This window comes from Dyadobacter jiangsuensis (assembly GCF_003014695.1).
GTDB lineage: Bacteria > Bacteroidota > Bacteroidia > Cytophagales > Spirosomataceae > Dyadobacter > Dyadobacter jiangsuensis.
Genome location: NZ_PYAS01000009.1, coordinates 259,317 through 281,281, shown reverse-complemented (window position 1 = coordinate 281,281; position 21,965 = coordinate 259,317). Strand labels below are relative to the sequence as shown.

21 protein-coding genes and 1 riboswitch are annotated in these 21,965 nt (G+C 50.6%); of the genes, 15 read left to right on the top strand and 6 right to left on the bottom strand.

Going from position 1 to position 21,965, the window contains the following annotated elements:
• Window positions 1-10: 10 nt before the first annotated feature.
• Together metE and CLV60_RS19835 are read right to left on the bottom strand one after the other, a co-directional pair.
• Complete coding sequence (gene metE, locus CLV60_RS19840; protein WP_106597103.1) at window positions 11-2,335, bottom strand: 5-methyltetrahydropteroyltriglutamate--homocysteine S-methyltransferase; 2,325 nt, start codon at window positions 2,333-2,335, stop codon at window positions 11-13.
• 221 nt (window positions 2,336-2,556) lie between these two features.
• Window positions 2,557-2,778: riboswitch (cobalamin riboswitch) on the bottom strand.
• Window positions 2,779-2,937: 159 nt separating this feature from the next.
• Window positions 2,938-3,669: a glucosamine-6-phosphate deaminase gene (locus CLV60_RS19835; RefSeq protein ID WP_106597102.1), complete on the bottom strand. Its 732-nt coding sequence runs from the start codon at window positions 3,667-3,669 to the stop codon at window positions 2,938-2,940.
• A gap of 147 nt (window positions 3,670-3,816) precedes the next feature.
• Here CLV60_RS19835 and fumC point away from each other — a divergent pair, with 147 nt between their 5' ends.
• The 11 genes from fumC (at window position 3,817) to CLV60_RS19780 (ending at window position 13,180) form a co-directional block, all read left to right on the top strand.
• The gene (gene fumC / locus CLV60_RS19830) at window positions 3,817-5,217 is read left to right on the top strand and encodes a class II fumarate hydratase (RefSeq protein WP_106597101.1); all 1,401 of its coding nucleotides are present in this window, start codon (window positions 3,817-3,819) and stop codon (window positions 5,215-5,217) included.
• A gap of 75 nt (window positions 5,218-5,292) precedes the next feature.
• A complete protein-coding gene (locus CLV60_RS19825; protein ID WP_106597197.1) occupies window positions 5,293-5,808 on the top strand; it encodes a HEAT-like fold family protein in 516 nt (171 codons plus the stop codon).
• Between the two features lie 100 nt (window positions 5,809-5,908).
• Window positions 5,909-6,850 (top strand): D-2-hydroxyacid dehydrogenase, encoded by a 942-nt coding sequence (locus CLV60_RS19820; RefSeq protein ID WP_106597100.1) that lies wholly within the window; start codon window positions 5,909-5,911, stop codon window positions 6,848-6,850.
• A 16-nt stretch (window positions 6,851-6,866) separates the two neighbouring features.
• Window positions 6,867-8,054 carry a galactokinase gene (locus CLV60_RS19815; RefSeq protein WP_106597099.1) on the top strand — a complete coding sequence of 396 codons (1,188 nt, stop codon included), beginning with the start codon at window positions 6,867-6,869 and terminating at the stop codon, window positions 8,052-8,054.
• Between the two features lie 34 nt (window positions 8,055-8,088).
• The gene (locus CLV60_RS19810) at window positions 8,089-9,231 is read left to right on the top strand and encodes an aldose epimerase family protein (RefSeq protein WP_106597098.1); all 1,143 of its coding nucleotides are present in this window, start codon (window positions 8,089-8,091) and stop codon (window positions 9,229-9,231) included.
• A 96-nt stretch (window positions 9,232-9,327) separates the two neighbouring features.
• Entirely contained in the window at window positions 9,328-9,711 is a 384-nt protein-coding gene (locus tag CLV60_RS19805) for a DUF2442 domain-containing protein (RefSeq protein WP_106597097.1), read from the top strand.
• Between the two features lie 76 nt (window positions 9,712-9,787).
• The gene (locus CLV60_RS19800) at window positions 9,788-10,411 is read left to right on the top strand and encodes a hypothetical protein (protein WP_106597096.1); all 624 of its coding nucleotides are present in this window, start codon (window positions 9,788-9,790) and stop codon (window positions 10,409-10,411) included.
• A gap of 138 nt (window positions 10,412-10,549) precedes the next feature.
• Window positions 10,550-11,173: a PspC domain-containing protein gene (locus CLV60_RS19795; RefSeq protein ID WP_106597095.1), complete on the top strand. Its 624-nt coding sequence runs from the start codon at window positions 10,550-10,552 to the stop codon at window positions 11,171-11,173.
• 32 nt (window positions 11,174-11,205) lie between these two features.
• On the top strand, window positions 11,206-11,391 hold the full coding sequence (locus CLV60_RS19790) for a LiaI-LiaF-like domain-containing protein (RefSeq protein WP_106597094.1): 186 nt from the start codon (window positions 11,206-11,208) through the stop codon (window positions 11,389-11,391).
• 4 nt (window positions 11,392-11,395) lie between these two features.
• Window positions 11,396-12,424, top strand: coding sequence for a toast rack family protein (locus CLV60_RS19785; protein WP_106597093.1), 1,029 nt, complete (start codon window positions 11,396-11,398; stop codon window positions 12,422-12,424).
• 60 nt (window positions 12,425-12,484) lie between these two features.
• On the top strand, window positions 12,485-13,180 hold the full coding sequence (locus CLV60_RS19780; RefSeq protein ID WP_106597196.1) for a M15 family metallopeptidase: 696 nt from the start codon (window positions 12,485-12,487) through the stop codon (window positions 13,178-13,180).
• Between the two features lie 5 nt (window positions 13,181-13,185).
• Here the strand turns inward: CLV60_RS19780 and CLV60_RS19775 are convergent, their stop codons facing one another.
• A complete protein-coding gene (locus CLV60_RS19775) occupies window positions 13,186-13,905 on the bottom strand; it encodes a head GIN domain-containing protein (protein ID WP_106597092.1) in 720 nt (239 codons plus the stop codon).
• Window positions 13,906-14,076: 171 nt separating this feature from the next.
• Between CLV60_RS19775 and CLV60_RS19770 the strand changes: the two genes are divergently transcribed.
• Genes CLV60_RS19770 through CLV60_RS19760 form a run of 3 tightly spaced genes read left to right on the top strand, consistent with a single transcriptional unit; the run spans window position 14,077 to window position 17,578 of the window.
• A complete protein-coding gene (locus CLV60_RS19770; RefSeq protein WP_106597195.1) occupies window positions 14,077-14,697 on the top strand; it encodes an RNA polymerase sigma-70 factor in 621 nt (206 codons plus the stop codon).
• A gap of 2 nt (window positions 14,698-14,699) precedes the next feature.
• Entirely contained in the window at window positions 14,700-15,737 is a 1,038-nt protein-coding gene (locus CLV60_RS19765) for a FecR domain-containing protein (RefSeq protein WP_106597091.1), read from the top strand.
• Window positions 15,738-15,757: 20 nt separating this feature from the next.
• Complete coding sequence (locus CLV60_RS19760) at window positions 15,758-17,578, top strand: peptidase associated/transthyretin-like domain-containing protein (protein WP_106597090.1); 1,821 nt, start codon at window positions 15,758-15,760, stop codon at window positions 17,576-17,578.
• A 2-nt stretch (window positions 17,579-17,580) separates the two neighbouring features.
• Here the strand turns inward: CLV60_RS19760 and nadE are convergent, their stop codons facing one another.
• Entirely contained in the window at window positions 17,581-19,641 is a 2,061-nt protein-coding gene (nadE, locus tag CLV60_RS19755; RefSeq protein ID WP_106597089.1) for an NAD(+) synthase, read from the bottom strand.
• Window positions 19,642-19,778: 137 nt separating this feature from the next.
• Here nadE and CLV60_RS19750 point away from each other — a divergent pair, with 137 nt between their 5' ends.
• On the top strand, window positions 19,779-21,014 hold the full coding sequence (locus tag CLV60_RS19750; RefSeq protein WP_106597088.1) for an ABC transporter permease: 1,236 nt from the start codon (window positions 19,779-19,781) through the stop codon (window positions 21,012-21,014).
• Here CLV60_RS19750 and CLV60_RS19745 read toward each other — a convergent pair.
• Window positions 21,004-21,486 (bottom strand): RES family NAD+ phosphorylase, encoded by a 483-nt coding sequence (locus tag CLV60_RS19745; protein ID WP_106597087.1) that lies wholly within the window; start codon window positions 21,484-21,486, stop codon window positions 21,004-21,006. The genes CLV60_RS19750 and CLV60_RS19745 overlap by 11 nt on opposite strands.
• On the bottom strand, window positions 21,483-21,917 hold the full coding sequence (locus tag CLV60_RS19740) for an Xre family toxin-antitoxin system antitoxin (protein WP_106597086.1): 435 nt from the start codon (window positions 21,915-21,917) through the stop codon (window positions 21,483-21,485). Before CLV60_RS19740 ends, CLV60_RS19745 begins: the two co-directional genes overlap by 4 nt.
• Window positions 21,918-21,965: the final 48 nt, after the last annotated feature.

The following is a 21,965-nucleotide window of genomic DNA, read 5'->3' as shown; positions in this document are numbered from 1 at the left end:
ACAAACTACGCTACGAGTTTGCGACTTCGACCGATTCGCGCAGCAAGTTAGCCGCAGAAATCATGTTACGCAAAGCGGCTTCAGTTTCCGGCCACTTGCGGGTCTTCAATCCGCAGTCGGGGTTCACCCACAGATTCCGCGCCGGGATTACCTTCAACGCCTTTTCCAGTAAGAGGATCATTTCATCCACAGTCGGCACACGGGGCGAATGAATATCGTACACCCCGGGGCCGATTTCGTTCGGATAATTGAACTGCGCGAACGCGTCGAGCAACTCCATTTGCGAACGTGATGTCTCGATCGTAATCACATCGGCATCCATAGCGGCGATGGAATCGATGATGTCGTTAAACTCCGAATAGCACATATGCGTATGGATCTGCGTCTGGTCGGCCACGCCTGCGGCACTGAGGCGGAATGCGTCCACAGCCCATTTCAGGTAGCTTTGCCAGGCATGTTTACGCAACGGCAACCCTTCCCGGATCGCCGGCTCGTCGATTTGAATGACCTTGATACCCGCCTTTTCCAGATCCACCACCTCGTCCCTAATAGCGAGCGCGATCTGGAATGTGGTGTCTTTTCTCGGCTGGTCATCCCGCACGAACGACCATTGCAGGATCGTTACCGGGCCTGTGAGCATGCCTTTCACGAGTTTTTCGGAGTTAGCTTGCGCAAAAGCCGACCATTTTACCGTCATCGGCTCTTCACGTTCCACATCGCCGTAAATGATCGGCGGCTTCACACACCGGCTGCCGTAGCTCTGCACCCAGCCATTTTGGGTAAATACAAAACCCGAAAGCTGTTCGCCGAAATACTCGACCATATCATTTCGCTCGAATTCGCCATGCACCAGCACATCTATTCCCAGGTCCTCCTGCCAGCGCAATGAATCGACGATTTCCTCGCGAATGCGGGTTTCATACTCTTCCGGCGTCAATGCACCCTTTTTGAACTGCGCACGAAGCTGCCTTACTTCATCGGTCTGTGGGAAAGAGCCGATCGTTGTCGACGGGAATAATGGCAGTTTCAATTTTTCCAATTGAATGGCCTGCCTGATCGCGAATGCATTCTGTCGATCAAAATCCGGTTCGCGGACTTCCCTAACCCGCGACTTCACTGCCTGCTTGTGGATCAATGCCGATGTGCGCCGACTCTCAATGGCTTTCTGATTATCCAGAAATGCGTTGTCACCAGCATAATTGATCGTGGCAAGCCTTGCCAATGTGGTCACCTCATTCAGTTTTTGTTTTGCAAATGCCAGCCAATTTTTGATTTCCGGCGTCAGTACCGCTTCGTTCTTTTCAAGATCCAGATCATAGGGGCTATGCAGCAACGACGACGACGGTGCCACCAGCACCCGGTCCTCTCCCAACACAGTTACCGTGGTTTGAATCCATTCCAGCGACTTCCGATAGTCGTTCTTCCAGATATTCCGGCCATCGACAACGCCCAACGAAAGCTTTTTGGTCGAGGACACAAATGCTTCATCCGCCAGAATTTGGGATAACGTCTCCGCGCCGCGCGTCAAATCGATATGTAATCCGTCCACCGGCAATGCGGTAGCAATCGCGAGATTATCTTCCAGCGGCCCGAAGTAGGTCGTTACCAGGATCCGCAGCTTCGGAAGAGCCTCCCGGATCTGATTGTATGCGCTCAGAAATGCCAGTTTTTCCTTTTCATTCAAATCCAATACTAACCCCGGCTCATCGAGCTGCACCCATTCGGCACCTCTTGCCGAAAGCTCTTTTAATATGGATATATAAACAGGTAAAAGACTATCCAACAGATCGATGCGATCGAAACCGACCTCTTTTTCCTTACCCAAAAGCAAATACGTAACCGGCCCTAGCAGCACAGGCTTTGTGAGGATACCTTTTTGTAATGCATCTTCAAATTCCAGCAAAACCTTTTCGGAATACCGCTTGAACTTCTGGCCCTTCACAAACTCCGGAACCAGGTAATGGTAGTTGGTATCAAACCATTTCGTCATTTCCATCGCATTAATATCCAACCCGTTCTTCTGGTAACCGCGGGCCATGGCGAAATAGAGGTCGAGCTCCTTGTTGGATTTCCCGTCGACGAGCTGGTGGTATCGCTCAGGAATAGCCCCCACCATCAGCGATGTGTCGAGCACGTGGTCGTAGAGCGAAAAGTCGTTAGAGGGGATAAGACCAATGCCTGCATTTTGCTGCGTTTCCCAGTTCTGGTGGCGGATTTTGCGGGCGGTCTTCTGCAATGCGTCGCGGTCGATCGTACCGGCCCAGAATTGTTCGTTGGCCTTTTTGAGTTCGCGGAGGCTTCCCACGCGCGGGTAGCCGAGGTTGTGTGACAACATACTTTTTGTGTTTAAAGAGTTAATAAAAACCCTGTGAAAACACCCTCCCATCCCTGCAAACGCCAGTTGCGGACGTTGGCCGGTACTTCATCCCATCGCAGCAACACGTGGCTACCCTGCGAAACGAACAGATACAGTTCCCCCGAACCAGCCGGGAAGCCTGTGGTACTGCAATAAAATGTGGTAAATCAATGCTTGACTGCTCCCCACCCGTGAGGGAAAAGCCATTGAGGATGATGGCAAGTCTCCTGGCTCGTATCATTTTTACCGCCCTTCTCGCTGCGCCGGAGCGCCGCAATGGGACGCGAGGGTAAAAACAGGCCCTGAATGCTCAGAGCGGATACTTACAGTAGCACGACTGCCCGTGAATTGCACACGGTTCCTTTTTGTTTTGCTGTATTTTGGCTGAGGGTACCAAAGGCAAAAACCATCACCCCGATTGACGGGCGTTCACAAAGAACTGCGTCAAATTTAGGCGTATGGGGGATTCGGCTGTAAATGGGGTATTGAATTAAGTGAAGTAAGGAAGAATTAGGGTTTCGGCAGGATAAAATATCTGATTTGAGGTAAAATCAATACTATCAAAAGTGATTTCGTATCTGCTAAGAAATCACTCCCGCAGCATCCGCATCCAATATAAACTCCGCATTCAAATGATTCTGCAAAACCGTCGCCGGGAAGTCTTTTGAAACAGGAAACGCCAGCGCGCGCTGGATAACCGGGCCTTTTGCACGGCCGGAAGCGAGCAGGATCGCCGAGCGCGCTTCGAGAATATGCCGGATACCGACAGTAATGCCGCGCGTGAGTGTTGTCGGCTGGTTGAAATACTTTTGACCGACTTCCACGGTTACCGGATCGAGCTCGGAAATATGCGCGTAGGTGTCCCAGGAAGTACCAGGCTCGTTGAGGGCGAGATGGCCGTTCATGCCTACACCCAATATAATGAGATCGAGGCCGCCGAGGCTTTCCACTACTTTATTAACACGATCGCATTCCGCTTGCGGGTCGAATGCCTTGCCGTCGAAAAAGACGATTTGGTCTGGGCGGAGGCCAACGGGTTTCAGAAAATCGCGGTCGAGCAGGTCGCGGCAGCTGCCGTCATCGCCGGCGCCAAGGCCAATCCACTCGTCGAGGCCAATGAAAATGCATTTGGAGAAATCAACCCGGCCGTTCTGGTTAGCGGCTACCAATGCATCGAACATGCCTTTGGGGCTGCTGCCTGAGGGAAAGCATATCACTGCCGCGGGTTTATGGTTCATCAGGTCGATCACGCGCTCGGCAGCGGCGGAACTCATGAGCGCATAGTCGGGATAAATACTGATTTTGGGTGTCATGAAAAGCGGTGTTTAGGATCTCGGGCGGTCAATCTAAACATTCTTTTTTCAGACATGAACATTTATCCATAAAAAACTCCAGAAACTGCAAACCCGATCCTAACTTTACCGCACATTGTTCAATTACATTATCATTCTACTTCAAAAATGGAATATCGTATAGAAAAAGACACGATGGGCGAAGTGCAGGTCCCTGCCCATGTATACTGGGGCGCCCAGACGCAACGCTCGATCCAGAACTTTCCTATCGCACAGGATATCAATAAAATGCCGAAGGAGATCATTAAGGCCTTCGCATACCTAAAAAAAGCGGCCGCTATCACCAATTTCGAAGCGGGCATTCTGCCACAGGAAAAAAGCGACCTCATCGGCAAAGTTTGCGACGAAATCCTGACCGACCAGCTCGACGACCAGTTCCCATTGGTAGTATGGCAAACCGGCTCGGGAACGCAGTCGAACATGAACTGCAACGAGGTGATCGCCTACCGCGGGCACGTGCTGCAAGGTGGCGACCTGGCGGATAAAACCAAATTTTTGCATCCGAACGACGACGTGAACAAGTCGCAGTCATCGAACGACACCTACCCTACCGCAATGCACATTGCGGCTTACAAAATCCTGGTCGACGTAACGATCCCGGGCATTACCAAGCTGCGCGATACGCTGAAAGCGAAATCGGAAGCATTTAAAAATGTAGTTAAAATCGGCCGTACGCACTTCATGGACGCCACGCCGCTCACTTTGGGGCAGGAGTTTTCCGGCTATGCTTCCCAACTTGATCACGGTCTGAAAGCCATTCACAATACACTGGCGCACCTTTCAGAACTTGCATTGGGCGGTACTGCGGTCGGAACGGGCATTAACACCCCTCCGGGATATTCTGAGAATGTAGCACGTCACATCGCTGCATTGACAGGCCTGCCGTTCATTACAGCTGAAAACAAATTCGAGGCGCTTGCTGCACACGATGCAATCGTGGAAGCGCACGGCGCATTGAAAACCGTTGCGGTGAGCTTGATGAAGATCGGCAACGACATTCGCATGCTGTCGTCGGGCCCGCGCTCGGGTATCGGCGAGATCCACATTCCTGATAACGAACCGGGAAGCTCCATTATGCCGGGTAAAGTGAACCCGACCCAATGCGAAGCCATGACCATGGTAGCAGCTCAGGTGATGGGTAACGACGTAGCGATCGGCATCGGTGGTTCCAACGGCCATTTCGAGCTGAACGTTTTCAAACCTTTGATGGCTTACAACTTCCTGCATTCTGCCCGTTTGATCGGCGATGTGTGCGTTTCGTTCAACGACAATTGCGCGGTGGGTATCGAGCCTCTGCACGAGAATATCAAGAAGCACGTGAACAACTCGCTCATGCTGGTTACCGCTTTGAATACCAAAATCGGTTACTATAAAGCTGCCGAAATCGCGCAGACCGCTCACAAAAACGGCTCTACGCTCAAAGAAACGGCTGTTGCGCTGGGTTACCTGACGCCGGAAGAGTTTGACGCATGGGTGAAACCCGAAGACATGGTGGGTGAGATCAAATAATTGGTCACACTAGAAGTAATGTCTGCGAATGCCCTGCCGAAACGTGGGGCATTTGCATTTAGACCTTTCAAAATCATGAATATCAAAGAAGAACTGCTGGCCGATCCCTACCAGTCGAAGCGGAAAGCGACGGAAGTGGCCATGTACGCCTGTACTTCCGAGGATGCATTCAGGCATTTGATGCATTGCTTCGAGTCCGATGAATACCGCCTCGCGCAACGCGCCGCGTACAGCGTGAGCATCGCCACGCGCGAGCGCCCCGAACTGATCCGCCCGTACATCGGCGTGCTCGTGAGCCAACTGAAACGCACCGATATTCATGACGCCGTGATCCGCAACAGTGCGCGCATTTTGCAGGATATCAGCATCCCCGATGAATTTCACGGAGAATTGATGGACGCGGCGTTTGGTATTATCGCAAACCGCCAGCTGGCCATCGCCATCCGTACGTTTTGCCTGACCATCCTATTCAACCTGTCCAAAATTTACCCGGAGATTCAAAAAGAGCTTCGCGTGTTCCTGGAAGAATCGGTAGAATACGAGCCGGCGGCATTCCAGTCGAGGGCCAGGAAAATCCTGAAAAAGATTTGAAATGCCTTCCTTGTGGAGGATAAAGCCCTATTTCACCGTCTGATAAGCAGATATTACAGGTAAATCATTTTACCTTGCTTCTTTAAAACAAAAACAATAGATGATCATATACTGCCACGCCATACTCGACGGCTCGCTCAATGCCAAACTGAGCGAAGCACTTACCCCGCAGCATCAGATCCATTTCCGCACCGAATCGACCAGCAATGAGGAGCTTAAATCCTGGTTTGCCAGCGCGGATTACATTCTGGGTAACCCGCCGGTTGCCTGGTTCGAAACCATTCCTGCCAACCTGAAATTCTGGCAATTGGATTCCGCCGGGTTCGACCAATACTCGTCTGTGGCCATTCCCGACCACGTTAAAACGGCCAATATGGGCGACTGGTTTGCACGTCCCTGTGCCGAATCGATCGTGGGCGGTGTGCTGGCATTGTACCGCGGCATCGACAAACTGACGCTTTTGAAACAAAAAACGGAATGGATCGGCACGCCGCTCCGGGCCGAGTTGAAGATCTTGTATAAACAGACTGTGATCATACTTGGCGCCGGAACGATCGGACAGTCGACAAATGCGATACTGAAAGGGCTTGGCTGTACAACGCATTTAATGGCGCGCACTTCTCAAGAGGCCGATATCCGCAGCAAGGAGGATCTTTTCAATGCGTTGCCGCAGGCAGACGTGGTAATCAACACATTACCGGGAACCGCGCAGCATTTCGTGAACGCGGAGTTTATCGCGGCCATGAAAGGCGGGAGCGTTTACGCGAGCGTGGGACGCGGTAGTACTACGGATGAAAATGCATTGATCGACGCATTGAAGTCGGGCAAACTGGATGGTGCAGTGCTCGATGTTACGGAGACCGAACCGTTACCTGCTACCAGCCCGCTTTGGCAAATGGACAATGTGATCCTGACCCAGCATACCGGCGGCGGACACAAAAATGAGCACATGGGTAAAGTAGATTTATTTCTGAACAACATTTTTGCAATACAAAGCGGCGCTGCAATCGCCAATGAAGTGACCCTTGTAAAAGGATATTAAACCGACCGAAACTGAAATGCTACTGACAGAAACCGATATCGCAGAAGGTATCCAGGATAAATATTTTTTGAAATTTGGAACCGCCACGCGTGAAGTCGTGCGCGTGTTCCGCTCACCGGGCCGCATTAACCTCATCGGCGAGCATACCGACTACAACAATGGCTTCGTACTGCCCGCAAGTGTGGATAAGGCCGTGTATTTTGTGATCGCTCCCCGCGAAGATGATCAGGTAATTCTCTACGCCGCGGACCTCGACCAGACTTATTCGTTTTCGCTCGACGACCTTTCCAAGCCTGAGAAGTCATGGCCGCACTACCAGATCGGTATTGTGGAGCAAATCCAGAAAAAGGGTTTGAAGATCGGCGGTTTTCAGGCGGCATTTGGCGGCAACGTACCGGTAGGTGCCGGGCTCTCTTCATCGGCGGCATTGGAATGCTGCTTGTTGTTTGCGCTGAATGAAATTTACGGCTTGAACCTCGACCGTTTCAGCATTGTAAAGATGTCACAAAAGGCCGAAAACGAGTATGTAGGCGTGCAATGCGGCATTATGGACCAGTTTGCTTCGGCATTTGGCAAAGAAAAATCGGTGATCCGCCTCGACTGCCGCTCCCTCGAATACGAGTACTTCCCGTTCCCGATGGACGATTACCTGATCGTGCTATGCGACACGATGGTGAAACACTCGCTGGCCAGCTCCGAGTACAACACCCGTCGGCAGGAATGCGAAAAAGCGACCGCCATTTTGCAGCAATATGACCCGAAAGTCCTGAGCCTTCGCGACGCGACGCCTGCATTGGTAGAAGCACATAAAGCGGAGATGGGCGATGTGGTTTACCGCCGCGCCAAGTTCATGACCGAGGAAATCCAGCGCGTACAGGATGCCTGCGATCTGCTCGTGCAAGGCAACCTCCCCGATTTTGGCAAAAAAATGTACGCTACCCACTTCGGGCTGCAAAACGAATATGAAGTAAGCTGCCCGGAACTGGATTTCCTGGTAGCCCAGACATTGGACGACGACTCCGTGCTCGGCGCGCGCATGATGGGCGGCGGCTTTGGAGGTTGTACCATTAACCTGGTGAAAAAAGACGGTGTTGATGCTTTTGAAGCCAAAATGAAACAAGCCTATCTAGAAAACTACAAAATTGACCTGCCTTGCTACCGTGTGAAAATCACCGATGGCACGGAGGAAATTGCCCTCGGATAATCTGACCATTTACGCAAACTCTTAACCTTTGACCATGAGAAGAATCCCTTTTTTACTCACTGCGCTGGTTGGCCTGGCCATTTTCAGTTGCTCAAAAACCAAGAATGAAGAAAAAATGATCAGTACTATTTCCAAAGAGGCTTTTGGGCAGCTCCCCGATGGCCAGCAGGCCGACCTGTACACACTGACCAACGCCAACGGCATGACCGTCAACATCACCAACTACGGCGGGATCATCACCAAACTCACCGCACCGGACAAAAACGGTGAATGGGCGGATGTGGTACTAGGCTTCGACTCGCTCGCGCCTTATCTGAGCGGCCACCCGTTCTTCGGCGCGTTGGTAGGCCGTTATGGCAACCGTATCGCGAAGGGCAAATTCAAACTGAATGGACAGGAGTACTCACTGGCGATCAACAATGGCCCAAATGCGCTGCATGGCGGCACAAAAGGCTTCGATAAAGTGATCTGGAAAGCGACCGAAATCAAACAGGATTCAATCGTAGGCTTGCAACTCGAATACACCAGCAAGGATATGGAAGAAGGCTACCCTGGTAACCTGACCGTGAAAGTCGTTTATACACTCGACAACGAGAATGCATTGACGATCGATTACACCGCGTCGACCGATAAACCGACCGTGGTGAACCTGACCAACCATTCGTATTTCAACCTAACCGGCCTGAAACGCGATATTCTCGACCACGAAGTGACGATTGCATCGGACAGCATCGTGCCGGTAGATACCACGCTCATCCCGACAGGCAAGCTCCGCGCCGTGGAGGGAACGCCATTCGATTTCCGCAAGGCCACCAAAGTGGGTGCAGGTATTGATAAGGTAGAAGACGAGCAGATCAAAGCGGGCGGCGGTTATGACCACTGCTGGGTGCTGAAACGCAGCGGCGATGGTCTCGTACAGTTCGCCACTGTAAAAGATCCTGAAAGCGGCCGCGTAATGGAAGTTTTCACCACCGAACCCGGCGTGCAATTCTACACCGGTAATTTCCTCGATGGCAAGCTGACGGGCAAAGGCGCCACCTATTCGAAACGTTTCGGCCTCTGCCTCGAAACCGAGCATTATCCCGATTCTCCGAACCAGCCCCAGTTCCCGACCACGACGCTGAACCCGGGCGAGACTTACAAAACGACTACGAAGTATAAGTTTTCGGCGAAGTAAGTTTCCCAAATAACCGTTTGATATGACGAGCATTACCGGCTGATCATTGCTGGCAATGCCCGTCTTTTTTTGTGCTTCGTTTTGGCTAGTTTTAATATGTCAATTCTGATATATCACAAACAACAGCTTTATGAAAAAATCACCTACCCCATTGTTCCTATCATAAGTGAACAACTAAAAGCCCTTCTCGACCAAGCAGGTGATGACGACGTGATTGATATCGGTGAGTACACGCTTGTGAAAGTTGTTACGGCCGAATACCAAGATGAGTATAAAATTCTAATCAGCTTTTCTGACGAAACTCAACAAGCTGTCGACTTCGGCCCTTTTTTAAGTAAGCTCACCCATCCGGTATATAGCAAGTACAAAAAACTAGCCCTTTTCAAAAAATTCAAAATTGAAAGCGGCAACATCGTTTGGGGAAAAGACTGGGACCTCATTTTCCCGATCGACCAACTGTATGCCGGAAAGATTGACTGACTTTTACGGGTTTTGCCTAATTTTGCGGTATCACTTTTGATCAACCGGACGCCGATTCCGCATTTGCACATTCCCAATGCTTACTAAAACCGTAAAAATCAGCAATGTTACCAACCTCTCCGACGCGCGCTATTGTGCGGGAATGGGTGTTGAAATGCTTGGTTTTTCTATTGACGAAGATTCTCCCAATTATATTTCTCCCAAAAAATTCGAGGATATCTGCTCCTGGCTGGCCGGCGTGACGTTGGTAGCCGAAACAGCGAAAACCGATCCGGATGCGATTTTGAGCGCATTAAATGAATATCCGGTGCACGCGGTGCAGGTAAACGACCCCGGTTTGCTTAATTATCTTCGTACTGACCTTGGCTTGCCATTACTGCTGCGCGTGAGCGTCGATCTTTATGAAGCGGACGAAATCGTTCCCATTCTGAGCCGTTACGAAGGCGAAGTAACCCATTTCCTCCTGGAAAGCGACAATGAAGCGGAGCTGTCCGAATCGTGGATGCAGGTGCTGAGCACCGTCGAAGCCGATTATCCTGTGCTGGTAGGCTTCGGGCTCGACAACGAGTTTACGGTTAGCGCATTGACCGAACTGCTTCCAAACATCGGTATTGCATTGCGCGGCAGCGAGGAAATCCGTCCCGGCTATAAGGATTTTGGCTCGATGATGGACATTCTCGAAGCGCTTGAAGAGCAATAAGGCCGTTTTTCATCCATTTAAATCACATTCTCACTAAAAATATCCGCTTAACACGCCCTTTCGCCGATAATAATTTTCCGGTTTACAGTATCTTGCATTACCTACTACCTTTGATTACAAATAAATACTAAACTAATCATGGAAAAGAAATTGCATCGCATACCTGACCAGGCAGTTTTCGGAGGAGTTTGTGCGGGAATCGCTCAGTATCTGCAAATTGACGTCGTAATCGTCCGCGTGATCTTCGTCGTTATGGCGCTGCCGATATTGCCTCCCGGCTTTGGAATGACCGGACTGCTTTACATTATCCTGTGGGCAGTGCTGCCAACCGGGCCTGCCGGCGAAGTGTATACCACCCATACGGCATTCGGTTCTGATCCTGTGAGACCGGCCGACCCGCTGTCCGACAAAAAGAAGTCTGACCAGACGATGATGATCCTGGGCGGCGTGCTGATCTTTTTCGGTGGATTGATGCTGGTAGACGACCTGCCGTTCTGGTTCTCATTTAAAAAATACTTCTGGCCTATCGTGCTGATCGGTGTGGGGGCATTCCTGATCCTGCGTCAGCGCGACAAAGAGACCGAAAACAAATCGACCGTATACCCTACCACGCCTCCGCCCGCGGAACCGGTAGATCCGGGTCCCGATCCACAGCCTTACACGCCTTTTACGCCAAGCTCTTCGCCCGAAACGCATTTTCCCGAAGATCCGGAATTGAAAAAGCCCGACCATGGTGACGACGACGTCATCAAAGTCAACTAACCTTCCTGAATCGTACCATAAACCATAAAGCCATGAATTTCAAAAACATTTTCTGGGGTGTCATGCTCATTGTCATCGGGTCGCTGTTCCTGGTGGAAGAGCTCACCGCTTTCGACTTCGGCCGCTTCTTCTGGCCCATTATCCTGATCGTGACCGGCGGCTTGCTGCTGTTGCGCAACTTCCTGAATACCGACAGTACTAACCGATCAAACATATAAGATCATGAAAAACTCACGTGGCATTGTTTGGGGTGGCTTGCTGGTCATTCTCGGGGTGATCTGGCTGCTTCGAAGCATGAATTTGCTGAATATCGATTGGGACCTGATCCTACCCTATTGGCCGGTACTGCTGATTATCGCCGGTGCTATTCTCATGGCGGCAGGCCGGGAACGCGGTTCGGGCGGTATTGTAGCACTGCTCATTACCCTGGCCGTTTTAGGAGGTGTGGTCAACAAAACACACCAGGCATTCGACGACCACGGCAACAACTGGAACTTCGGCTGGGAAGATAATGACGACGATCACGAATACGGCTATCACCACGACGACGATAATGACGACAACGAGGATGAAAAAGACGGTGATTATCGCAGAGAGCATTGGAAAGAAGGCGACCGGCCTGTCAACGGCACGTACAATTATGAAATGGAAGATTTTATCCAAAAAGCCAATTTCAACCTCGAAGGTGGTGCAGGTTCCTTTTCACTGAATGGTAATACTGCTAAACTATTCGAAGCAGCCACCACCAGTACAGTTGTTGGTTTCCGGTCCAATACGTCCGTCAACAAGCTGAACAACTCCGCATCGGTTACGTTGAAAATGGAAGAAGGTAATGTGAAGATCAAAAACGGGGAAATGTCGAATCAGGCGAAGATTCATCTGAATGAAAAACCCGTCTGGAATATCGACCTGGGTATCGGTGCCGGAAAAGGTGATTTCGATTTCAGTAATTACAAGGTTGAAAAACTGAAAGTGAGCACCGGCGTAGCCGATATGGATATCCGCCTCGGTGACAAAATGCCTACTGCCAACGTCGATATCGAGGCGGGCGTGGCATCGGTAACGCTCGAAATCCCTGAATCTATCGGCTGCGAAATGCGCATGGACGGGGCTTTGAATGCTAAAAACATGGACGGATTGAGCAAAATCGGCGACGGCCTCTACCGCACCTCGAACTTCGACACCGCAACGAAGAAAGTCATTGTGCATTACGAAGGCGGGCTTACCAGCATCAATATCAAACGATACTAGCCCCATCTTCCGAATTCAGCAAAAAGAATATCTTTGCAGCCTTTGCAAGGATATTTTTTTATGCTCAAAACTGCCTTCTGCCTCCTTTTAACAGGCTTCGCCGCTTCTCAGACCTTCGCCCAGTCGTCGAAATCACTTCCGGCTATCGAGCAAAAAATGGTGGACCGGGGCCTTGTGGATGTTCAAAAAATTGATCCTGAAATCAGGGTTGAATTGAAATATTCGACCACCGACAACTTCATCGGGCGCGATGTGTACGGCGAGCTTACGCGTGCGTACCTGCAACCCGAAATGGCCAAACGACTTGCCAAAGCAAGCGCATTACTGAAAAAGGAGAAACCAGGTTATCACTTGCTCGTGTACGATGCAGCACGCCCCAATTCTGCCCAGTATGACCTTTGGAATGCACTGGATCATTTGAAAATCCCGGCCCGAAGCAAAACCCAATACGTGGCCGATCCTAAAATCGGGTCTAACCACAACTTCGGGTGTGCGATCGATCTTACGGTTGTCGACGAAAACGGTAAGCCGCTTGATATGGGCACTAAATTCGACTTTTTCGGGCCGCTGGCGTATCCGCGCTCAGAGCAGGAAATGCTGAAAAAAGGAAAGCTGACGGCCCGGCAAATCGAGAACCGCCAGCTTTTGCGAAAAGTGATGACCCAGGTGGGATTCAAGGTCAATACCACGGAATGGTGGCATTTCGACGGCATGTCGAAAGCACAGGCCCGGGCTAAATATGGAATGATCCCCTGAAAACGCTAATCAGCTCGGACACTACTCCCACCAGTTACTTCCTTTTCGACTTTCGGGTTACCTCGGTACCGCACATTACTCGCCCCCGAAGCTTTAACGTCGAGCAGGCGCGTCACCCAAACCTTCGCATTGCTGGCTCCGGAAACATCCAGGTCCGACTCCTCTGTTTCGAGGTCGAATGCATTGAGCTGTGACGCACCGGAAGCCTCTCCGTCGAGAAATTTCATCTTACCGACAGCATTCAGCCGTGAAGCCCCGTTAATGTCGAACTTCAATGTGGTACCACTGCCGTTGAAATCGCATTGCGACGCCCCGGAGAGGTCTATTTCAATGCTGGGCAGATTTTCAAACCGCGCTATTTCTGCATTCACCGCGCCCGAAAAGTCGACTTCGGCCAGATCAGGCATGGTAATGTTGATATCCATTCTTTGGCGCTTCCTCCATGAATTGTTGTAGCGGGCGGTCAGCTTACCGTCCTGCACGAATATATTCAGATCGTCGAGGTCGTTCCGCTCGCCGGTGGCAGACACTTTAAATGACGGCCCGGCTACGACGTGAACCCGCATGGCGTCACTCATTTCCAACTCGTCGAAATTCCGGAAATCATAAGTGCGTGTGGCTTCGCCCCGTGGCGGAATGTCTTCATCTTTATTGATATACACGCAGGACTGAAGAGCAGAAGCGATAACAAGGGTAACCGAAAGTGTAAGAAAAGTTTGTTTCATGGCTAAAAGACGTTGTTTACGCTAGGACAAGCGGCCCCCTGTTTCCCCCTATTCAAAAAAATAAAATTTCTTATAGGGGTATGCGACAGCTAAGTTGTCACATTCCAAAGGACATCCAAAATGACCGCTCTTCTATATCAGGAACCGCTAATCGAAAGAGATTATCTATTTTTGACCGAAAATCAAAAACAGATAACGGTGCACTCTTCCGACCCAGAAATAGTCAGCGCGATACGGCGGGGCGATGAACAGGCCTTTGAGCAGACCTTCCGGACCTATTATCCCAGGCTCTGCAACTACGCATGTACCATGCTCAAAGATGAAGAAGAGTCGGAAGAAGTCGTGCAGACGGTGTTTCTGACGATCTGGGAGAAACGGGAAGACCTCGAAATCACGCTTTCGCTGAAATCCTACTTATACCGGGCAGTGCATAATCATTGTCTCAATCGCTTCAAACACGCTAATGTACGCGAGGCGCACAAGGACTATACCCTATACGTTTCGAGCGGGTCGTATGATTCGGTGACGGAGGTAATCCACGCCAGCGAGCTGGAAGAACGTATCGAAAAAGCAGTAAGCACGCTGCCGGAGCAATGCCAGAAAGCATTCAGGCTAAGCCGTTTTGAGGAGTTGAAATATCAGGAAATAGCAGATCAGTTGGGAATATCCATTAAAACGGTGGAAAATCAGATAGGGAAAGCATTGAAAATTCTGCGTGCGGAACTGGCAGATTACCTGCCCGTTACGCTTTGGTTGTGTGGTAGTATTGTTGAACAGTTAATCAGATCGTAACCATGAACTCATCTCATGCAAACATATCCGAGGAACTGCTCGCACGTTACCTGGCCGACACCGCCTCGGAATCCGAAAGAAATGATGTGGAAGCGTGGCTCGCCGAATCGGAGGCCAATGCGCGGGAACTGGCGACCTACCGGCTGATCTGGGACCATACAGCTGCCATGAAAAAAAGCAGCGCCCAGGTGAATACGGATGCGGCCTGGAATAAAATGAAAGGGAAGATGGCTGCGAACAAGACTGTCACCCCGCTACCGGAAGCATCCACTCGGGAAGCAAAAACAATCGAGTTCCGGCCCGAGACGCGAAAGCGCAGGCTGCCGGTAACAGTCTGGGCTGCTGCTGTGATTGCCATTCTGGTAACAGCGTTCGGATGGTTTTTCCTTATCTCCGAAAAAACACCCGAATCGCTTCATGTTGCCACAACCGACAATACGAAGGAGCAACTCCTTCCCGATGGAACCAAGGTTTTTCTCAATTACAATTCCAGACTAACCTACCCTGAAAACTTCAAAGGTGACCTCCGGACGGTTTCATTGCAGGGTGAAGCATTTTTTGATGTGAAACCCGATGCTGCGCACCCTTTTGTGATTCAGGCGAATGGCACCGAGATCCGCGTTTTGGGAACGTCTTTTAATGTAAAAGCATATAGCGAGGCTCCTGTGCGGGTGGACGTCGCGACCGGGAAAGTGCGCGTCACCAAGGACTCACACCGTGTCGAACTCGTGAAAGGGCAAAGCGCCGAAGTACTGAAAGATTCGATCCGCAGCCTGCAAGCCAATATGAATATGATGGGCTACCGCACGCAGATCTACGAATTCAATGCGGCCGATCTGCAAGATGTCGTCGCGTCGATCCGCGACGGTTACCACGTGGACGTGCGGCTTTCCAATGAGAAGATCGCCCAATGCCGGCTCACCATCCGTTTCGAAAAAGAACCGGTAGACGCCACATTGTCCGTCATCGCCGAAACCCTCGACCTCAATCTCCGGAAAGAAGGCAAGGTTTACTGGCTCGACGGGAACGGTTGCCAATAGAAACTACAAGTTATCCTGCTTTGAATATACTTTACAGACTTGCTTTCTGGTGTGTTTGCATTTGCCTGCTTCCCGGCCACATTTCGGCCCAGGAATTGCTGGAAAAGCGCATTAATTTGAAAGTAACCAACCAACCGCTTGACGAGACGCTGCGAAAAATCGGCAATGCGGGTGGTTTCAGTTTCTCGTACAGCCCCGATATGATCGACGTTAAAAGCCGTGTATCGATACAGGCCGAAAATCGAAGCATCCGGGAAATATTGGTGGCGATTTTCAAAGACAAGGTCACATTCAAGGAGCGTCGACATTATATTATCCTACAAAAAAAGCCGGAAACCGAAAAGCCGGAAGAGCCCGAGAACTTCGACCTCAACGGCTACATTATCGACAATAAAACCGGCAAAAAACTGGCTAATGCAAGTATTTACGAATCGGTTACGCTCGCTTCGGCGGTGAGTAATCAATATGGTTATTACAAAATACGCCTTCCGGCAGCCCGCTCCTCACTCCGGCTGGAAATCAGGAAGGAGGATTACATTGGCAAATCCATCCCCATTCCCACACGCAAAGACACCTATTTACAAATTTCGCTTAACCCCGACACCCTGAAACCGATCCCTGGTAAGGTGGCCGTGCATACCCCCGTACAGGTAGACTCGTTGCATACCAAAGTGGCCGTACCTCAGTTCGAAGTGGCAAAAATGGATTTGCCACGGGATACGATATTTATTGATAGTTCGGCGAGCGGCAAAGCCATTACCTGGGCCAACTATGAGGCGCTTCGCAAAAAATACCGGCGCGCTCAAAACAAGTTTGTCGGTGCATTCGCATCCGCGAAGCAAGCCATTCACACCCGTAACATCGAGGACACGCTGCATGCGCCCTTCCAGGCGTCTGTTTTGCCGTTTCTGGGGACCAACCATGGGCTGAGCGGGAATATCGTCAATGACTATTCCATTAACCTCATCGCCGGTTATTCGCTGGGTGTGTCTAAATTCGAAATTGGTAGTTTGATCAACGTCGTGCGGGGGAATGTCACGGGGTTTCAGTTCGCGGGGGCAATTAACATCGTCGGCAACGACGTCGTCGGCTTTCAATATGCCAACGCACTGAACATGACTCTGGGCAATTTCACGGGCTTCCAGGGAACGCATTTGCTGAACTACATAGGCCGTAATTTTACCGGTTTTCAGGTGGCCGGGGTGGGTAACGTAATTGTCGGCGAACTGCATGGTTACCAGTTTTCCTCCGGTTATAACTATGCGCATATAGTCAAAAGCGGCCACCAGATCGGCGCCGTTAATTACTCCGACTCTACGGCAACCGTTCCATTCGGGCTTTTCAGCTGGGTCCATAGCAATGGTTACCGCCGCTACGAATTCTCCACCGATGAGTTCAACTACTTCAATACCGCATTCAAGACCGGGGTTAGCCGTTTCTACAACATTTTCAACCTCGGTTTCAGCGGTGGGGTGAAAGACAAACCAATCTTTTCCATTGGTTACGGCTTCGGGACGGCTCAAAACCTGGGTAAAGGTTGGAGCGCCAATGCCGATCTAACCGGAAGCATCGTGTTTCTCGAACATAACTCCTCCGAGGATGGTATCAGCCAGGGGCTGGTCAAATTTGCCTTAGGCATGGAGAAGAAGTTCGGCTCGCGGTTTGCACTTTTCGTCGGCCCGTCGATCAACACCTTCTTCTCCAAACACTCCGGCCTGATAAATGCGGAAGGAAAAAAAGGGCTTTCTCCCATTTGGCTAGGGGAAACCCCAAACGGGTCCAGCAAAGTCTACGGCTGGATCGGCTTCCAGGCCGGGATTCGGTTTTTGAATAAAATATAGTACTAAAACCCAATCCGCTTCCGACCGTTCTGCACCGCTGCTCCATTCACGTAAGCGCGCAACGCCGCCAGTTCTTTTTCAAATCCGCCCGACAGAATCGGGAAACGGCACCAGGAACGTGGATCGAGGTTGCGGTCGTCGAGATGAAAGGATGGCGCGTAGCGTTCCCGCTTCCACTGGTTGCGGCTCCATAGTTTGAAGAAACGCTCTGTCCAGCCGAGAAGCTGCTCGACGCTGTAAACTCCCTTGTAACGCACATAAAGGTTTTTGTACGATTCCAAGGGGGACTTTTTGTCCCTGATAGCCAAGCCTTCCAGATCATTCAAAAATTCATAGGGCATCAAATCGGCCTCATCCGTCTGCGTTTGTGCGAGTGGTCGCAGTTCAGCGGTGGGTTGCAGGCTATTTACTTTTTTCAAACCTTCGATCCTGATGTGCTTACCTTTCACTTCACATCCGACCGTTTCGAGCCAGCGGAGCCATTGACGCAGGTAATGCTTGTCGATCCCCGCGAGCGGACTAATGCTGCCGGAAGTATCACCATCCATGGTAGCATAGCCAACGGCCGCTTCCGAGCGATTCGATGTAGCGAGCAAGAGGTGGTTCGAGAGGTTGGTCAGCAGCCACACGCCCGGGGCACGGACCCTCGCCTGGATGTTTTGTAACGCGATATCATCCTGCTCCCAGGTCAACTTCCGGCCAATCTGGCTCTCGATCAGGCCTTTATAGGTCTCAACAAGCCCATTGATATTCACATTATAAAAGGTAGAGCCAATCGACTCAGCCAGCGATTGCGCAGATTCGAGCGTGTCGGAAGAGCTGTTCTCAGTTCCCTGGTAAATATTGTGGATCAAAACTTTGGCAAGATCTTCCTCTGTTTTAGCCGATTGAATATCCTTGATGTACGACAGCTTCTGCTTGAAGCGATCCATGCCGATGCTCTCGTCGGCGAGCCGGATCATCAGTCCGCACAACGCTGTACAGGCACAGGAATCCGCCCCGCCCGAAAGCGATATAGTAAAACCGTTGGAGCGGCTCTTTCTCAAATAATCAAACAATGCAAGGCATTCGGCCCGCGCGAATTCCTCCTCCTTTAATGCACCACCTTTTTCAAATGGCTCAATGTCCGGAAGCTGCGGCAACACCGGCTCGATGTCCGGGAAGTCGAAACGGGCGGGAATGCGCCATGTCCGTTCCTTAGCCGGGATAGCAATCTTGCTTTGTACCTGACTCAACCGGGTATACTCCGTATCGATCACGGCTGTCGTGATCACATAATCTTCATAGCTGAACCGCGGGCTGGAAGCGAGCAAGTCGCCATTCGAAGCGATCATCGCATCCCCATCGTACACAGCCCTTCCAGCCTCATTCCCCAGGAGGTTGGTATAAATATAACTGCATGAAAATGACCTGGAAGCGTCCACAACCAGCCTTTCGCGCACCATAAATTTGTTGAACGCAAAATGGCTCGCGCTGGGGTTCAGGATAATGTCGACGCCCCGCTCGTAGTGCCTGCGTGCGGGACGGTTGGCGACCCAGCCGTCCTCGCAAATCTCGAATGCGATCTTCACACCATGCGACCCGCCCATGATCGGGCCTGAGGCCACATCAAAAATCAGATCACCGATCGGGTAAAACATCTGATTGACCTCGATGCTCTCCACCACGCCGGGCTGCCACGGCCTGAACCACCGCGCCTCATAATGAATACCGTTGTTGGCCAGGTTTTGCTTGCAGTAAAAACCGGCAATCTGCTTGTTGGAAATCAGGCAGGCCGCATTGTACAAACTTCCGTTGTGCCGCAAGGGCAAACCCACCGCCACGATCATACCAGCCGTTTCTTCTGCAATTTCGAGCAGGCAATGCTGGGCTTGTTCCACCATGTCGGGAGCGAAAAAATAATCGTCGCAGCCGTAACCGGAAATACACAGTTCTGGCAGACAGAGCAGGCTTACATCCTGTTTCCGAGCTTCCCTGATCGCATCGACGATATTTCGGGTATTGGCCTCCCAGGCCATGGGTGTCTGGTTTACTACTCCGGAAGCAACTTTGATTAATGGCATGGACGGTGATATGTTTTTCGATTCGGTATGTCTTTGGGCTAAATCAAGACAGGAAACTTAATAAAAAAATGCCTTTTTCGAACCGCTAAGGTTTTTTCCTATTTTTGTCAACAACTAATTTAAAGAACAGATTCCTCTTGCAATTCCCCTCATTCATCGCCAAACGGATACGCCACAACGAAGCAGGATCATTTTCTGCCACAGTTTCGCGAATCGGCGTGGCCAGTATTGCCATCGGCGTTGCGGTTGGAATCATCGCATTTGCGGTGCTGCTCGGCTTCAAGCAAACCATCCAGCAAAAAATATTCCTTTTCAGCGCACATATTAATGTAAATGCCTTTTCGCAGGGGAATACTTACGAAGAAGCCCCGCTGCCGGTCAAAAATGCGGTGTCGGAAATACTGCCGACAATCCCCGAAATTGCGCGGTGGCAAGCCGTAGCACATAAATCGGGCATTCTGAAAACGCCGGATGAAATCAAAGGAGTAATTCTCAAAGGAGTGGGCAAGGATTATGATTGGAAAACTTTCAAACCCAACCTCAGAGAAGGTAAGCTGATCGATCGAACCGATTCCTCTTCAATTAAATACGGTTACTCTTCCCAAATCCTGATCAGCCGGAAAGTCGCTACGCAAATGCGACTGAAAACCGGCGACGATGTGATCATGTATTCGCTTCAAAACCCGCCCCGGCCCCGTAAGCTGGTGGTTGCCGGTATTTATGAAACCGAAATGGAGGAATTTGATAATAACCTGATAATCGGGGATATCGGCCTCGTACAGCGGCTGAATGGCTGGGGCGCAGATTCTGTCGGAACCTATGAAATTTATCTCAAAGACTTCCACAACCTCGATCTGGTAACACACAAGCTCCGTCGCGAGCTCCCGCCGGGCTTGTTCCTGCAAAAAGTCACCAGCCTGTTTCCGCAAATCTTCGACTGGCTCGTCCTGCTCGACCGCAATACCGCCGTTTTTCTGGTGCTCATTCTTTTTGTGGCCTGTTTTAATATGATCTCGATACTGCTGGTGATCATTATGGAAAGAACACCGCTGATCGGATTGCTTAAAACGCTCGGAAGCCCTAACCGGCAAATCCGGATGATCTTTTTTCAGGTCGGCCTCGATATGCTGCGCAAGGGGATCATAATCGGTAATGTGGCCGCGCTGCTGCTATGCTGGCTGCAATACCAGTTTAAACTCATCCCGCTCGACCCGGTCAACTATTACATGGACACCGTCCCTATTGTATTTGATTGGGGCATTTTCGCGATGGTCAACGTAGTCGCAGTCATGATCACAGCCGCGATTCTGCTCATTCCAACGCTCATCATCACACGCATTCAGCCGATCAAAGCGCTGCTGTTTAAGAAGTAGGTTTTCTGGACAAAAGTTTGGCAAGCAAACGCAAGTCTGCTGAGAAATCTGCAGCCGGCATAAACTGAATATCGCCGAATCTTTTAGCGAGTGGATTCAATATCACATTCCTTTCCGAAGGAACAATCGCCGATGGCATGGTGAACGCAATGATTTCAGGGTCGGTGAGAATCTGTTCACCAATCCATTGAGAATAGGAAATGTCGTTCATCCAATTCTTCTTCAACAGCCGGTCGTCAACATGAAAAACCAGACTATCATCATCAGGAATCGTGATTTGAAGCAATGCAAGCCGCTCCATGCATTCCCGGAATTCGGCATGGACGTATTTTTCAAGTAATGCCAGTGAAAGATTCTGGCTAGCGTAAATGCAGGGGTAACCTACCGGATTCCAGCGCCCGCCAAACAACTTGGCACCTGTACCCGACAAATCATCAATGTAAGCCCTCGCAGCAAGGCGGTACGCAATCATATGTACACGCCATGCTCCATGCGCCCGAGTTCATTGCAAATCAGCTTCACGCCCCAGAATGAACGGAGCGTGGAAAAATCCTGCGTTTCTCCAAGAACTTCCCGCGGAGTGCGAAGCCATTGCTCAAAAGCCTTCGCATCGCCGAATATTTCAAGGCCCAGATCCGCCATATTTTCAAGCTGGTATAGGTGCTCGGCATACAGCCCCTCAAAAGCCTTGTCTTCTTTCAAGTACCGGTGCAAGGTCCTGTCGCTTACATGCAATATCTCCGCCCATTCCAACTGGGTAAATGGCAGCTTGGCAGAAAGCGCCTGAAAGCGCTCGACAGGAAACATATCGACCGTTTTCCGGGCAACATACAATACTTCGGGCTCCTCTGCTATCCGCAATGGAGCAACTTCATCGTACTTTTGATACTGTATCGTTTTCATACGTCCGAAATTTGTCAGATTAAGTTACGACTTTTTTCGAATTTATGA